General features: G+C 59.9%; 15 protein-coding genes. 11 read left to right on the top strand and 4 right to left on the bottom strand.

What is annotated here, in order from left to right; translation table 11 throughout:
- Window positions 1-76: 76 nt before the first annotated feature.
- Window positions 77-535 (bottom strand): GAF domain-containing protein, encoded by a 459-nt coding sequence (locus HKD46_RS09870; RefSeq protein WP_010674771.1) that lies wholly within the window; start codon window positions 533-535, stop codon window positions 77-79.
- Window positions 536-643: 108 nt separating this feature from the next.
- Window positions 644-1102: a hypothetical protein gene (locus HKD46_RS09865; RefSeq protein ID WP_171865353.1), complete on the bottom strand. Its 459-nt coding sequence runs from the start codon at window positions 1100-1102 to the stop codon at window positions 644-646.
- Window positions 1103-1381: 279 nt separating this feature from the next.
- Between HKD46_RS09865 and ccoN the strand changes: the two genes are divergently transcribed.
- The 11 genes from ccoN to ttcA all read left to right on the top strand — a co-directional run bounded on the left by ccoN (window position 1382) and on the right by ttcA (window position 11548).
- Window positions 1382-2806 carry a cytochrome-c oxidase, cbb3-type subunit I gene (gene ccoN / locus HKD46_RS09860; protein ID WP_010674773.1) on the top strand — a complete coding sequence of 475 codons (1425 nt, stop codon included), beginning with the start codon at window positions 1382-1384 and terminating at the stop codon, window positions 2804-2806.
- An 18-nt stretch (window positions 2807-2824) separates the two neighbouring features.
- Window positions 2825-3439, top strand: coding sequence for a cytochrome-c oxidase, cbb3-type subunit II (gene ccoO, locus HKD46_RS09855; RefSeq protein ID WP_010674774.1), 615 nt, complete (start codon window positions 2825-2827; stop codon window positions 3437-3439).
- Between the two features lie 11 nt (window positions 3440-3450).
- Window positions 3451-3630, top strand: coding sequence for a CcoQ/FixQ family Cbb3-type cytochrome c oxidase assembly chaperone (locus tag HKD46_RS09850; RefSeq protein ID WP_010674775.1), 180 nt, complete (start codon window positions 3451-3453; stop codon window positions 3628-3630).
- Complete coding sequence (ccoP, locus tag HKD46_RS09845; RefSeq protein WP_039040785.1) at window positions 3630-4619, top strand: cytochrome-c oxidase, cbb3-type subunit III; 990 nt, start codon at window positions 3630-3632, stop codon at window positions 4617-4619. Before HKD46_RS09850 ends, ccoP begins: the two co-directional genes overlap by 1 nt.
- 113 nt (window positions 4620-4732) lie before the next feature.
- A complete protein-coding gene (locus HKD46_RS09840) occupies window positions 4733-5221 on the top strand; it encodes a FixH family protein (protein WP_010674777.1) in 489 nt (162 codons plus the stop codon).
- A gap of 88 nt (window positions 5222-5309) precedes the next feature.
- Window positions 5310-7706 (top strand): heavy metal translocating P-type ATPase, encoded by a 2397-nt coding sequence (locus tag HKD46_RS09835; RefSeq protein ID WP_171865352.1) that lies wholly within the window; start codon window positions 5310-5312, stop codon window positions 7704-7706.
- Between the two features lie 82 nt (window positions 7707-7788).
- Window positions 7789-7995: a cbb3-type cytochrome oxidase assembly protein CcoS gene (gene ccoS / locus HKD46_RS09830; protein ID WP_041211434.1), complete on the top strand. Its 207-nt coding sequence runs from the start codon at window positions 7789-7791 to the stop codon at window positions 7993-7995.
- Window positions 7979-8665, top strand: a complete 687-nt coding sequence (locus HKD46_RS09825) for a sulfite exporter TauE/SafE family protein (RefSeq protein ID WP_010674780.1) — start codon at window positions 7979-7981, stop codon at window positions 8663-8665. Before ccoS ends, HKD46_RS09825 begins: the two co-directional genes overlap by 17 nt.
- A gap of 68 nt (window positions 8666-8733) precedes the next feature.
- Window positions 8734-9489, top strand: a complete 756-nt coding sequence (locus tag HKD46_RS09820) for an FNR family transcription factor (protein WP_010674781.1) — start codon at window positions 8734-8736, stop codon at window positions 9487-9489.
- A gap of 135 nt (window positions 9490-9624) precedes the next feature.
- On the top strand, window positions 9625-10572 hold the full coding sequence (gene uspE, locus HKD46_RS09815; protein WP_161470531.1) for a universal stress protein UspE: 948 nt from the start codon (window positions 9625-9627) through the stop codon (window positions 10570-10572).
- A gap of 67 nt (window positions 10573-10639) precedes the next feature.
- Window positions 10640-11548: a tRNA 2-thiocytidine(32) synthetase TtcA gene (gene ttcA, locus HKD46_RS09810; protein ID WP_010674783.1), complete on the top strand. Its 909-nt coding sequence runs from the start codon at window positions 10640-10642 to the stop codon at window positions 11546-11548.
- A gap of 71 nt (window positions 11549-11619) precedes the next feature.
- Here ttcA and HKD46_RS09805 read toward each other — a convergent pair whose 3' ends face one another.
- Window positions 11620-12282, bottom strand: a complete 663-nt coding sequence (locus HKD46_RS09805) for a DUF2987 domain-containing protein (RefSeq protein ID WP_041211435.1) — start codon at window positions 12280-12282, stop codon at window positions 11620-11622.
- A gap of 60 nt (window positions 12283-12342) precedes the next feature.
- Window positions 12343-13098, bottom strand: a complete 756-nt coding sequence (locus HKD46_RS09800; protein WP_161470532.1) for a hypothetical protein — start codon at window positions 13096-13098, stop codon at window positions 12343-12345.
- Window positions 13099-13418 lie beyond the last annotated feature (320 nt).

Here is a 13418-nt window from a genome sequence, read left to right as displayed (position 1 = left end):
GCACGGGCATGCCCGAACACAACAAAGGCCCCATTATAGAGAGCTTGGGACCTTTTGCGAACCATCTAGCAATGACTTAGAGCATGCTTTCCAAAATTTGCACCGTTTCTTCGAGGCCAATCCGGTCCTGCTCGTCAAAGCGGTTAAAGATTGGACTGTCGATGTCCAGCACCCCGATGATCTCCCCGCCACGGCGCAGCGGGATCACGATTTCCGAGTTGCTGGCACCATCGCACGCAATGTGCCCCGCGAACTGGTGAACGTCGTCCACCAGCTGGGTCTTGCCCTCGGCAACCGCAGTGCCACAGACGCCGCGCCCGACCGGGATGCGCACACAGGCCGGCTTGCCCTGGAACGGGCCGAGCACCAGGGTCTCGCCCTGCAGCAGGTAGAAACCAACCCAGTTGATGTCAGCCAGTTCCTGATTGAGCAGGGCAGACAGGTTTGCCAGGGTGGCGATCATGTCGGGTTCGCCCTCCAGCAATGCCTGGGCCTGCTGGTTGAGCGTGCGATAAAATGCTTGTTTTTCAATCATGATTAAATGAACTTCACTCCTTGATAATCAATGCAAGGTACCGTCCTGCCTGAAAATTTCAAATCAATTTTCAATTATCCCCCCTCCTGGGGCTCGATGAGAGTCCGTTCAACGTGCCGCGCCCAACGTCAGTTGATGGCGCTGGCCATTGCTCCACTCGATGGTCAGGAGCCAGTCCATCGCCTCTGCCGTACAACTTCCCACCTGGGTCACCCCTCGCCACCCCGTTTGGCTGGGTTCAAACAGCACGGGGATGAGCCCCATGAACATCTCCTTGCCCTCGAGCCAGGCCTTGACCGGCGTGATGGCCGGCACACCCCCTTGAAGGCGCAGGACAAAGTCATGTTCAGGGCGGATCGGCAAGCCATCGATGCTGACCGTCAGCGGGCGATCCCCGACGATGAGGCGGCAGGGGCTGTGGGACAGATCACAAATCTGAACATTGGTACCCTCTGCATGGTCGCTTCCTGTGCCTGAAAACCAGGTTCGATAGGCCATCAGGGAGAGCAAAATGACCAGCACCATGGACAGGTGGACGATTTTGCGTGAAGTGAGTCTCTCTTTCATGAAAAAACAGCTCTGTAAGGTACTTTGAAAATGTAATTTTCGTGATCTGGCGCAATGTAAAAAATGGCGGACATGAGACCCGCTGGAGCCAAATATATCACTGTTTGTACTGTTATTTTACCGGTCATTTCAGTATCATTCTCAATGGATTTTCATTTAACCACCTTTTGCTTTTCCTTTTATTAACAGATGTTAACGAGAGGATTTTGCAAAACCGGGGTGAAAATGGCCCAGGACACCGGGCAACACAAACAACAGCATCGGAAGCGGAATACAACGATGAGCCATACAACAAACCACCCTGAGTACAACTACACCGTTGTGCGCCAGTTCACCGTCATGACGATTGTCTGGGGTATCGTCGGCATGTCGGTGGGTGTATTGATTGCAGCCCAGCTGATCTGGCCTGCCCTCAACTTCGACACCCCCTGGCTGACATACAGCCGTCTGCGTCCCCTGCATACCAACGCGGTCATCTTCGCATTTGGTTGCAGCGCCCTGATGGCCACCTCCTTCTACGTGGTGCAGCGCACCTGTCAGGTCCGACTGTTTGGTGGTCCCCTCGCCTCCTTCGTGTTCTGGGGCTGGCAGGCGATCATTCTGTCTGCAGCCATCTCGCTGCCGCTGGGGTACACCACCTCCAAAGAGTACGCCGAGCTGGAGTGGCCCATCGACATCGCCATCGCCGTGGTCTGGGTGAGCTATGCCATCGTCTTCTTCGGCACCCTGGTCAAGCGCACCACCTCCCACATCTATGTGGCGAACTGGTTCTTCGGTGCCTTCATCATCACGGTGGCCGTACTGCACATCGTCAACAACATGGAAGTGCCGCTCTCCGGCATGAAGTCCTACTCCATGTACTCCGGTGCCATGGATGCCATGGTGCAGTGGTGGTATGGCCACAACGCGGTGGGCTTCCTGCTGACAGCGGGCTTCCTTGGCATGATGTACTATTTCGTGCCCAAGCAGGCGGGTCGCCCCGTCTACTCCTACCGCCTCTCCATCGTGCACTTCTGGGCGCTGATCTCCCTCTATATCTGGGCCGGTCCGCACCACCTGCACTATACCGCCCTGCCTGACTGGGCCCAGTCGCTGGGCATGGTGATGTCCCTCATCCTGTTCGTGCCCTCCTGGGGCGGCATGATCAACGGCATCATGACCCTCTCGGGTGCCTGGCACAAGCTGCGTTATGACCCCATCCTGCGCTTCCTGATCGTCTCCCTGTCGTTCTACGGCATGTCGACCTTCGAAGGCCCCATGATGGCGATCAAGACCGTCAACGCCCTCTCCCACTACACCGACTGGACTATCGGTCACGTTCACTCCGGTGCCCTGGGCTGGGTTGCCATGGTGTCCATCGGTGCCGTCTACCACCTGATCCCGAACCTGTTCGGGCAGGGGCGCATGTACAGCATCAAGCTCATCAACGTCCACTTCTGGCTGGCCACCGTGGGCACCGTGCTCTATATCGTCGCCATGTGGATTTCCGGTGTGATGCAGGGTCTGATGTGGCGTGCGGTCAACGACGACGGCACCCTGACCTACAGCTTCGTGGAGGCGCTGCAAGCTTCCTATCCCTTCTACTTCGTGCGCTTCCTGGGTGGCTGCTTCTTCGTCACCGGCATGCTGCTGATGGCCTACAACGCCTATCGCACCGTCACTGCGCCCAAGGGTTCTCTGGAACCCGTCGCACAGCCAGCCTGATTTGAAGGGGTTTAAAGCATGAGCAACAACAACCGTCACGAGATTTTTGAAAAAAGCGTCCCCATGCTGGTCATTGGCATCATCTTCGCCATCAGCCTGGGGGGCCTGGTGGAAATCACCCCCCTGTTCTTCCAGAAGCAGACCAACGAGCCGGTGGAGGGCCTCAAGCCCTACACCGCCCTGCAGATGGAAGGACGCGACATCTACATCCGCGAAGGCTGCACCGTCTGCCACAGCCAGATGATCCGCCCGTTCCGCGCCGAGACCGAACGCTACGGCCACTACTCGGTTGCCGGCGAGAGCGTGTGGGAGCACCCCTTCCTATGGGGCTCCAAGCGTACCGGCCCGGATCTGGCCCGGGTCGGCGGCCGCTACTCCGATGACTGGCATCGCGCCCACCTCATCAACCCGCGCGACGTAGTGCCCGAGTCCAACATGCCGGCCTTCCCCTGGCTCGAGACCAATGTGCTGAGCGGCGAGCTGACCGGCAAGAAGCTGGCTCTGTTCCGGGATCACTTCGGCGTGCCCTATACCGATGCCGACATCGCCGGTGCCGGTGAGGCCGTCAAGGGCAAGACCGAGCTGGATGCGCTGATCGCCTATCTGCAATCACTGGGCCATGCCCTGAAATAAGGAGTCGGGATATGGATTACGGCACATTTCGCGGCCTGTACACCCTGCTGCTGATGGTCATCATGATTGGCATCATCGTCTGGGCCTACAGCAAGCGCCGCAAGGCTTCTTTCGACGAGGCCGCCAACCTGGTTTTTGCCGATGACGAGCAACCCAGTGCTGATAACAAGAACGCAGGAGCGAAGCAATAATGAGCACTCTGTTTAGCATTTTTGTGACCGTCATAAGCCTTGGCACCATTCTCGGCTGCTTCCTGCTGCTGGCCTGGTGCATGAAGGACAAGATGGGAGCCGAAGAGGGCAAACCCATGGGTCACACCTTCGACGGCATCGAGGAGATCAACAATCCCCTGCCGAAGTGGTGGTCCTATATGTTCCTCTTCTTCATCGTCACCGGGCTCATCTACCTGCTCGCCTTCCCGGGCCTTGGCAACTTCAAGGGTCTGCTGGGCTGGCAGAGCTCCAACCAGGATGTGCGTTCCCTGGCCGAGTCCAAGGCGGCGGCCGAGTCTGCCAAGGCCGAAGGACGCGCGGTGGAATACGACCGGGAACTCGCCAAGGCCGACGAGATCTACGGCGCCAAGTTCCGCGAGCTGACCTATCAGGCTGACGGCAAGAGCTACAAGGAGATCACCGAGATCGCCAAGGATCCGGAAGCCCTGAAGGTGGGTCAGCGCCTGTTCCTGCAAAACTGTTCCCAGTGTCATGGCTCCGATGCCCGCGGTGGTCGCGGTTTCCCAAACCTGACCGACAGCGAATGGCAGTGGGGCGGCGCACCCGACCAGATCAAGACCACCATCATGGGCGGTCGTCAGGGGATCATGGCCGCCTGGGGCGAGATCCTGGGTCAGGACGGGGTGAAGGAGGTTGCCTCCTATGTGCTGAGCCTCTCCGGTCGCAAGGTTGATCTGGTGGAAGCCAAGAAAGGGGAAGCACGCTTTGCCATGTGCGCCGCCTGCCACGGTCCGGATGCCAAGGGCGGCATCGCCTTCGGCGCACCGGATCTCACCAACAACATCTGGCTCTATGGCGGCTCCCGTCAGGTGGTCGAACAGACCATCACCCACGGGCGCCACGGCGTGATGCCGGCCTGGAAGGACATTCTGGGGGAAGACAAGGTACATCTGCTCGCTTCCTACGTTTACAGCTTGTCCCACAACGATCGGCAAAATCAGCAGTAACATGTGATAAGCACGTGATTAATCAGCAAAAAGCCTCGACTCTTCGAGGCTTTTTGTTATCTTGTGTTGGCTGAATTACCGCCATTTCGTTAACCATTTGTTTCGGTAGCATCATGACTCAACCCTGGTATCGCCAATTCTGGCCCTGGTTCATCATCGCCCTCCCCTGCGCCGCCGTGGTAGGCAGCATCGCCACCGCCATCATTGCCAGCAAGGATGGGGTCAACCTGGTGGCGGAGGACTACTACAAGCAGGGCAAGGAGATTAACCAGGATCTCAGCAAGTTCGATCGCGCCGAGGCGCTCGGCATCCGTATCGCCCTCAATGTCAGCGACAAGGAGCTGACGTTAAATCCACTGTCCGGGGATTTCCCCCTCGGGCAGGCACTGCACCTCTCCCTGTTTCATCCCACGTTGGCGGGCCTGGACAGCGAACATCTGCTGACGGCCGATGGCAAGGGAGTCTATCGCCTGATGCTCGACAAGCCCCTCACCGGCAAGTGGCACGTGCGGGTCGATGCCTTCAACCATGAATGGCGCCTCCAGGAGACGGCACAACTGCCGACTCAGGCAGCGATTGAGCTCGATCCCAAGGGACGTTGAATCACGAAGGCAGGGTGATCGGCACGCCGGTCAGCCGCCCTTCTCCCCGACCCGGCCTGCAGGGCTGCATCAAAGAGGGATGATCACCATGACCGGCTGTTTTCACTGTGGTGAACCGGTTCCCACTGGCAGTAACTTTACTCTCGAGATCAAAGGCATCGTTCAGCCGATGTGTTGCCCTGGCTGTCAGGCCGTGGCACAGACCATTCTCGAATGCGGCCTCGCCAGTTATTACGAACACCGCACCGCTCCCGGCATCAAGGGGGAACTGGTGCCCGAAGAGCTCGCCGCCCTCACCCACTACGATCTGGCGGAGGTGCAGCAGGAGTTCATCACCGACACCGGTACGGGTCGCGAAACGACGCGCGAGATCCAGCTGACGGTGGAAGGTTTGACCTGCGCCGCCTGTGCCTGGCTCATCGAGCGGCACCTGATGACCCTGCGCGGTCTGCGTTACATCAACGTCAATACCACCACCCATCGCGCCCGCATCAAGTGGGATCCGGCCCAGCTCTCTTTGAGCGACATTCTCAAGGGCTTTGCCAGGGTCGGCTATCGCGCCTATCCCTTCCAGACTCATCAGCAGGAAGCGCTCTACGCCAAAGAGGTGCGCAGCTACATGTTCCGCATGGCGCTGGCCGGCCTTGGCTCCATGCAGGTGATGATGTGCGCCGTGGCACTCTACATGGACCTCTTCATCAGCGTGGAAGAGGAGTTCATGATCTACTTCAAGTGGATAAGCCTTCTGCTCTCCACCCCCATCATGATCTACTCGGCCCAGCCTTTTTACGTGGGGGCATGGCGCAGCCTGAAGCAGGGGCACCTCTCCATGGATGTGTCGGTGTCGCTGGCACTGATCGGCGCCTTCGTCGCCTCCATCTGGGCCACGGTCTTCAACACGGGTGAGGTCTATTACGACTCCATCACCATGTTCGTCTTCTTCCTGCTGTTGGGCCGTCTGCTGGAACTGCGAGCGAGGCGCAAGGCGTCGGAGTCGAGCTCCAACCTGGCGCGCCTGGTGCCCATCATGGCGACCCGCATCGATGATGACGGCGAACACGAGGTGGCCGCCAAGACGCTGCGAGTCGGAGACAGGGTGCGGGTACTTGCGGGGGCCACCCTGCCGGCAGACGGCATCGTCACCCTGGGCCAGGCCAGCCTCAACGAATCCATGCTGACTGGCGAACAGTTGCCTCTGCTCAAACAGGCCGGAGATCCCGTCTATGCAGGCACCATCAACACCGATGCCCCCCTGGAGATCCAGGTCAGCCATTCCATTGAAGAGTCGCGCCTGGCCCAGATCATGCGCCTGCAGGATCATGCTCTGGACGACAAGCCCGCCATCGCCCAGCTGGCGGACGTGCTGTCGCGCCACTTTATCCTGGTGCTCCTGATCATTGCGGCCGGGGTCTGGACCTTCTGGCATTTTCATGAGCCCGAGCGGGCCTTCTGGGTCACCCTGGCGGTGCTGGTGGCGACCTGCCCCTGCGCCCTCTCGCTGGCCACCCCGACCGCACTGACCTCGGCCACTGCCAACCTGACCCGCAGCGGCATCCTGCTGCGCCGCGGCCACGTGCTGGACATTCTGACCCGGGCCAACCGCATCGTGATGGACAAGACGGGAACCCTGACCACGGGCAACATCAGCCTGGTGAGCACCCAGCCCCTCGGCGAGCTCGACGCAGCCCGCTGCCTCGCACTCGCCCATGCCCTGGAGACCTACTCCGAGCACCCCATCGCCCGTGCGTTTCGAAGCAAACCACTGGCGGACGGGGTGCCGCTCGCCGCCAGCGACGTCACCCCCGTCATCGGCCACGGCGTGCAGGGAGTAATTGAGGGCAAGCATTACCGCATCGGCAGTGCACGCTGGCTCGAACTGGCGCAAGAAGAGAATGCCGCTCAAGGGCTGACCATCTATCTGGCCGATGAACACGGACTGCTGGCCCGTTTCATCCTGGCCGACACGCTGCGCCCCGATGCCGGTGCACTGATCCAGGCCTTCAAGGAGGCAGGCCTGCAAACCACCATTCTCACCGGCGACGGTTCGGACCAGGCGGACATGCTGGCCCGCGAGCTGGGGGTCGATGAGCTGGTAAAAGGGGTCACCCCGGACGGCAAGCTGGCCTATCTCAAGGCCCGGGAAGCGGCCGGGGATATCAGCATCATGGTGGGAGATGGCATCAACGACGCCCCTGTGCTGGCCGGCGCCCACGCGTCCTTTGCCATGGCGGGGGGCACGGATCTGGCCAAGAACAGTGCCGACGCCATCCTGCTGGCCGACGATCTCTCCCGTCTGCTGGCCGCCCGGGCCCTGGCCCTGCGCACTCGCAAGATCATCAAGGAGAACTTTGCCTGGTCCATCGGCTACAACCTGCTTGTGCTGCCGCTGGCGGCAAGTGGCTGGCTCCCCCCTTATCTGGCGGCTGCTGGCATGTCCCTGAGCTCCCTCATCGTGGTCACCAACTCCATGCGGCTCAACCGGTGAGCAGCCATCTGGCATCCTCCCGGGTGGCGGCACCTCTTGCCTCGCCGGGTTATCATCCCCCTTTCACCACAGGGTCCGCGCCATGAACATTATCTTCGTCCTCATCCCCATCGCCATCCTGTTCGTTGTCATTGCCGGCGCCGTCTTCTTCTGGGCCATCCGCTCCGAGCAGTTCGAGGATCTCGACAGGCAGGGCTCCAACATCCTGTTTGACGAGGAGCAGCGCCCCTTGCCCCCCTCTGAACAACAAGCAGAACAGGAAAACAGGCCCCATGACCAGCAGCCTTGACCTCATGGGCGCCCTGCTGGTCGGGCTTGCCGGTGCCGGCCACTGTATCGGCATGTGTGGCGGCGTGTCCGCAGCGCTCTCCATGGCCATACCTGCCGAGAAGCAGCATTTTTGGGGCAGGCTCGGTTATCTGCTCAACTACAACCTGGGGCGCATCCTGAGCTATGTGCTGGCGGGCGCGCTGGTGGGCGGCTTGCTCGCCACCACCACGGAGATAGGCGCTGGCAAACACGCCCTGGCAGGGCTTCGCCTCATCGCCGCCCTGCTGATGATAGCGCTCGGCCTCTACTTGGCTGGCTGGTGGCATGGCGTCTTGCTGCTCGAGCGCATCGGTGCGAAGTTCTGGCCTCTCATCAAGCCGCTGGCAGGCAGGTTTCTCCCGTTTACATCAGCCAGGCAGGCCCTCCCCTTTGGCATGATATGGGGCTGGCTCCCTTGCGGCCTCGTCTACTCCATGCTGACCTGGAGCGCTGCCGCAGGCTCCGCGAGTGGCGGGGCACTCATCATGCTCTTTTTCGGCCTCGGCACCCTGCCGACCCTGTTTGCGCTAGGGGGGCTGGCAGACCGATTGCGCTACTGGCTCACCCTGCGCAGCCTGCGCCTTGGGGGCGCCTTGCTGCTTATTGCCTACGGGATCCACACCCTCTGGATCGGGATGGCGTCCTTTTGAAACCCTATCCAAAACGGATGAGATGGTGGTAAACTTGTTTGATATAAATCAATTATTCATTTGAGCCTATGATCCCGGACAAGAAACCTGGCAGACGTATTCAGAGCGGTGGCTGTGCAATTCATTGCCAGGATTGCAGCATCAGCCAGCTCTGCATCCCCTTCACCCTGAACGATAACGAGCTCGATCAGCTCGACAGCATCATCGAGCGCAAAAAGCCGTTCCAGAAGGGTGAAGAGTTGTTCAAGGCCGGCGATGAGCTCAAGTCGCTCTATGCCATACGTTCCGGGACCATCAAGTCATACACCATCACCGAACAGGGTGACGAACAGATCACCGCCTTCCACCTCGCCGGTGATCTGGTCGGTTTCGACGCCATCCACAAGCAGGCCCACCCCTCCTTCGCCCAGGCGCTGGAAACCGCCATGGTGTGCGAAATACCGTTCGATGTGCTCGACGACCTCTCTGGCAAGATGCCCAAACTGCGCCAGCAGATCATGCGGCTGATGAGCAACGAGATCATGGGCGACCAGGAGATGATACTGCTGCTCTCCAAAAAGAACGCCGAAGAGCGCCTCGCTGCCTTCCTGCACAATCTCTCGGTTCGTTTCTCCGAGCGCGGCTTCTCCGCCAAGGAGTTCCGCCTCTCCATGACCCGTGGAGACATCGGCAACTACCTCGGTCTCACCGTCGAGACCATCAGCCGCCTGCTGGGCCGTTTCCAGAAATCCGGTCTCATCAGCGTCAAAGGCAAATACATTACTGTACTGGACAACGTTGCCTTGGGCGTCATGGCCGGAGCCACTCGTCCTCCCTGCGGTTAATCCCCGTTTATTCCTTTTTTGCCGGATCGGATCACCCTGAAATTTGATCCGGCACACCTTGCCGTCTCCCCCCTTGGACTAAGCTGTAATAGCTAAAGAGTTGCCATCATTGGCCTTTTTACCAAGGAGGAGAACATGGTCAAGTACCGAAACATTCTGGTGGTGATCAATCCCGAGGAGGAGCGCCAGATCGCGCTCGAGCGCGCGGTCAAGGTCGCCGAGCTGGATGAGGGCGCCCAGCTGACCCTGCTCCTGACGATTTACGACTTCTCTTACGAGATGACCGCCATGCTCTCGGCAGACGAGCGGGAAGAGATGCGCCATGGTGTCATCGCCCAGCGTCGGGAGTGGCTCGACGAGATCCTAACTCCCTATCGGGCCAGAGGGCTGGAATGCGAAGTGAAAGTGCTTTGGCACAACCGTCCCTTCGAGTGCGTCATTCAGGAAGTGCTGGAACAGCGTCACGATCTGGTCGTCAAGGCGACTCACAAACACTCCTTCCTGCAAACCTTCATCTTCACCCCCACCGACTGGCACCTGCTGCGCAAATGCCCCTGTCCGGTTCTGCTGGTAAAAGAAGGGCACTGTCAACGGGGGGGCAACCTGATTGCCGCCATCAACTGCTCGAGCGATGACAAGGAGCAGAAGGTGCTTAACGAGCGGATCACCCGCGAGGGGATCGCCATCGCCGAGCTGCTTGGTGCCAGTCTCTATCTGGTCAACACCTACCCGGGCACCCCGGTCAATGTCGCCATCGAACTGCCAGAGTTCGATCCCAACGCCTACAACGATGCCATTCGCAAACACCATGAAGATCTGCTGCGGGAACATGCCGATCAATTCGGCATCAACCACATGTGGACCAAGGTGGCGGAAGGCTTGCCGGAGGAGGTGCTGCCGGACATGGCGGACGATCTGAATGCCACCCTGATGATCATGGGATGCGTCGGCCGTACCGGCCTCTCTGCCGCCCTGCTTGGCAACACCGCCGAGCACGTGGTGGACAGGCTCAACTGCGACATTCTCATCCTCAAACCCGACGATTACAGCTGCCCTGTGGATGACAGGCGTCATCCTGCATAAGCGTTTCTTGCCCTCCCCCGGGACATGGCTATAATAAGCCGCTTATTTTTGTCCCGGGTTTGAGGCCATGCTAGAAGAGCTTAACGCCAAAGAGAAATACAGTTTCAACAAGCTGCAGAAACGTCTGCGGCGCAACGTGGGCCAGGCCATCGCCGACTTCAACATGATTGAAGAGGGTGACAAGATCATGGTCTGCCTGTCTGGCGGCAAGGACAGCTTTGCCATGCTCGACATCCTGATGAGCCTGAAGGCCAGCGCCCCCATCCATTTCGATCTGGTGGCCGTCAACCTGGATCAGAAGCAACCCGGCTTCCCCGAGCACGTGCTGCCCGAATACCTGAGCACTCTCGGCATCGACTTCAAGATCGTGGAAGAAGATACCTATTCCATCGTCAAGGAGAAGGTACCGGAGGGCAAGACTACCTGCGCGCTCTGCTCCCGCCTGCGCCGCGGCATTCTGTATCGCACCGCCCAGGAGCTGGGCTGTACCAAGATCGCCCTTGGCCATCACCGTGACGACATCCTCGAGACCCTGTTCCTCAACATGTTTTACGGTGGCAAGCTCAAATCCATGCCCCCCAAGCTGGTGAGCGACGATGGCAAGAACGTGGTGATCCGCCCCCTGGCCTACTGCAAGGAGAAAGATCTGGTGCGCTATGCCGAGGTCAAGGCCTTCCCCATCATCCCCTGCAACCTGTGCGGCTCCCAGGAGAACCTGCAGCGCCAGGCCATCAAGCAGATGATGCAGGAGTGGGATCGCCGCTTCCCAGGCCGTCTCGAGACCATGTTCACCGCCATTCAGGACGTGATCCCGAGCCACCTGCTCGATCACCAGCTGTTTGACTTCAAGAGCATCAATCGCGACTCCGGCATCATCGACGGTGGCGACAAGGCATTTGATCCGCCCGAGCTGCCCAAGGCGCCGCTGCTGGACATCGACGAGATGGACATGCTGGACGTGATTGAGGTGCGCTAAGCCCCGTCACCCACAAAAAAGGAGCGCCAGGCGCTCCTTTTTTCATTCTGGCAATCTGCGGACTCGGGTCGCTACTCCTTGTGTAGCCAGGGGGTCAGGCGCAGGATCTCCCCTTGCAGTTGCAGCTTGCCCTGGGCAAACCCCTTCAGCTGCGCATTGCTGAGCAGCAGTTGCCCCTGCTGCCAGGAGACGGCCTCCTGACGGGCACCCTCCACAAGGTAGGCTGTGCCTGCGGGCGCCACCATGGAGATTCGCACCCCTTCCATCTTGGGCAGGAAATACTGGCCGACCATGCCGGCCATCTTGTCGAGCAATCGCTGCATCTGCTGCTGACGCGAGACAAGTTCGGCCAGCGGCACCTCGGGTGTGGCGGGGGCGTCAGCCATCACCTGTACCGACAGATCACAGGCGGCGTGGGCCTCGGTGAGCCCCACCACCACGATCGCCTTGTCGAGGTTGAGATCATCGTCATAGGGCAGACGCAGTTCGCCATCCACCGTGACCTCGGCGGGCACATCCCTGTCCGGGGTCGAGACCCGGGCCGAGGTGAGCCCGCAGCGCCGACCGTTCTGTTGACTGGCCAGATAAAAGCCCAGTCTGGCGTGGCCAAATTCCCCCTTGGCGAAGGTCTTCATCTGGCTGTAGAAGGTGCCGTAGTCGAGTTCAAGGGACGGCTCAGCCTGTCCCAGCATGGGCATCAGCAGGAGCGCCGCCATCCCGTATCGCTTGTTCATATGCCATCCTTTTGCATCATGCTCCGGGCGGGTCGACACCGGCTGACCCCTGGTATTCCATTATGCGTTGAAATGATCCGGGCCCTGCCCGTCGTTGCCACTGGCAACCTCGGTCACTTCGACTGCCACCCCACACAGATCCCGGTAGAGAATGCCCTTGCAGTTGAAGTAGAGCGGCGCCACCCAGATAAGTCCCAGCCCCATGGGGATGAGCGCCAGGAAGAAGAGTGCCAGCATGACCCCGTGCAGCAGCACTATGCTGGGCCAGCCCCGGGCAAAGAGCTTGAGGGAGACCAGAATGGCCTGAGCCGGGGAAAGACCGCGCTCCAGCACCAGAGGTACGGTAAACACCAGCCCCATGCCCACCAGGGCGGAAGGGATGAAGGCCAGCATCACAGGCACACCCAGCAGCTCGAACAGGGGTCCAAACAGGCTGGTGATGAGGCTGCCGAGCAGACTCAGGCTGCCCAGGCGCAGGAAGTGGCGGAAGAAGTCGAACACCTGGCTCGGCCGGGCGCGTACCCCCACCGACTGCTGCAACCCCAGCATGTCGAGGGAGGAGGTCATGGGTGACATGATCACCGTGGCCAGCAGGCTCAGGATCAGGGCCATATCCATATCCCCTCCTTCACGGGCGACATAGGGCGTCAGCAAGGTATTGCTCAGCAGGATCCAGATTGCCATGACCCCGGCGATGGCCAGCGCCAATCCGAAACCGGTGCGACGAGTCTGTTGCCACCCCTCTTTCAACACCCCTTGCAGGTCCAGACGATATCCCTGGCTGAGGGACTGTTCGAGGGTTCCACCGATCCGCATTCTATTACTCAATTGACTGTCCAACATTCACTGACGACTGATCCAAGGTGGCACATTATAGCGGTTTGAACCGGCATGCGTAGCCGTTTTTCCTGTTATCTTCCGTTCAGAAAGCCATTGATACCAAAGGCCTTGCAGCCCTACTTGATGAAGTTCCCCTCACCCTTGGCCCCTCTGTCCAACGGGAGTAGGATGTTGACATCCTCCCCCACCTTAGCGCTTCGCGTCACAGGAGGGGGATTCCCATTACTGGGTGATAGCTGCTCGCGCAGTACCGGGTTCCTGCTTCATCGGGCGGCCTGATTGCACCACGCCTCCAC

The sequence above is a fragment of the Aeromonas sp. TW 6 genome, from assembly GCF_013168745.1.
In the GTDB taxonomy this organism is placed as follows: Bacteria; Pseudomonadota; Gammaproteobacteria; order Enterobacterales; family Aeromonadaceae; genus Aeromonas; species Aeromonas caviae.
Note: the sequence above shows the minus strand (reverse complement) of the source record. Positions and strands in the feature narration are given on the sequence as shown.

Coding starts and splice junctions, on each gene's coding strand:
- HKD46_RS09870 (WP_010674771.1), bottom strand. CDS start 535: ATGATTGAAAAACAAGCATTTTATCGCACGCTCAACCAGCAGGCCCAG.
- HKD46_RS09865 (WP_171865353.1), bottom strand. CDS start 1,102: ATGAAAGAGAGACTCACTTCACGCAAAATCGTCCACCTGTCCATGGTG.
- ccoN (WP_010674773.1), top strand. CDS start 1,382: ATGAGCCATACAACAAACCACCCTGAGTACAACTACACCGTTGTGCGC.
- ccoO (WP_010674774.1), top strand. CDS start 2,825: ATGAGCAACAACAACCGTCACGAGATTTTTGAAAAAAGCGTCCCCATG.
- HKD46_RS09850 (WP_010674775.1), top strand. CDS start 3,451: ATGGATTACGGCACATTTCGCGGCCTGTACACCCTGCTGCTGATGGTC.
- ccoP (WP_039040785.1), top strand. CDS start 3,630: ATGAGCACTCTGTTTAGCATTTTTGTGACCGTCATAAGCCTTGGCACC.
- HKD46_RS09840 (WP_010674777.1), top strand. CDS start 4,733: ATGACTCAACCCTGGTATCGCCAATTCTGGCCCTGGTTCATCATCGCC.
- HKD46_RS09835 (WP_171865352.1), top strand. CDS start 5,310: ATGACCGGCTGTTTTCACTGTGGTGAACCGGTTCCCACTGGCAGTAAC.
- ccoS (WP_041211434.1), top strand. CDS start 7,789: ATGAACATTATCTTCGTCCTCATCCCCATCGCCATCCTGTTCGTTGTC.
- HKD46_RS09825 (WP_010674780.1), top strand. CDS start 7,979: ATGACCAGCAGCCTTGACCTCATGGGCGCCCTGCTGGTCGGGCTTGCC.
- HKD46_RS09820 (WP_010674781.1), top strand. CDS start 8,734: ATGATCCCGGACAAGAAACCTGGCAGACGTATTCAGAGCGGTGGCTGT.
- uspE (WP_161470531.1), top strand. CDS start 9,625: ATGGTCAAGTACCGAAACATTCTGGTGGTGATCAATCCCGAGGAGGAG.
- ttcA (WP_010674783.1), top strand. CDS start 10,640: ATGCTAGAAGAGCTTAACGCCAAAGAGAAATACAGTTTCAACAAGCTG.
- HKD46_RS09805 (WP_041211435.1), bottom strand. CDS start 12,282: ATGAACAAGCGATACGGGATGGCGGCGCTCCTGCTGATGCCCATGCTG.
- HKD46_RS09800 (WP_161470532.1), bottom strand. CDS start 13,098: ATGCGGATCGGTGGAACCCTCGAACAGTCCCTCAGCCAGGGATATCGT.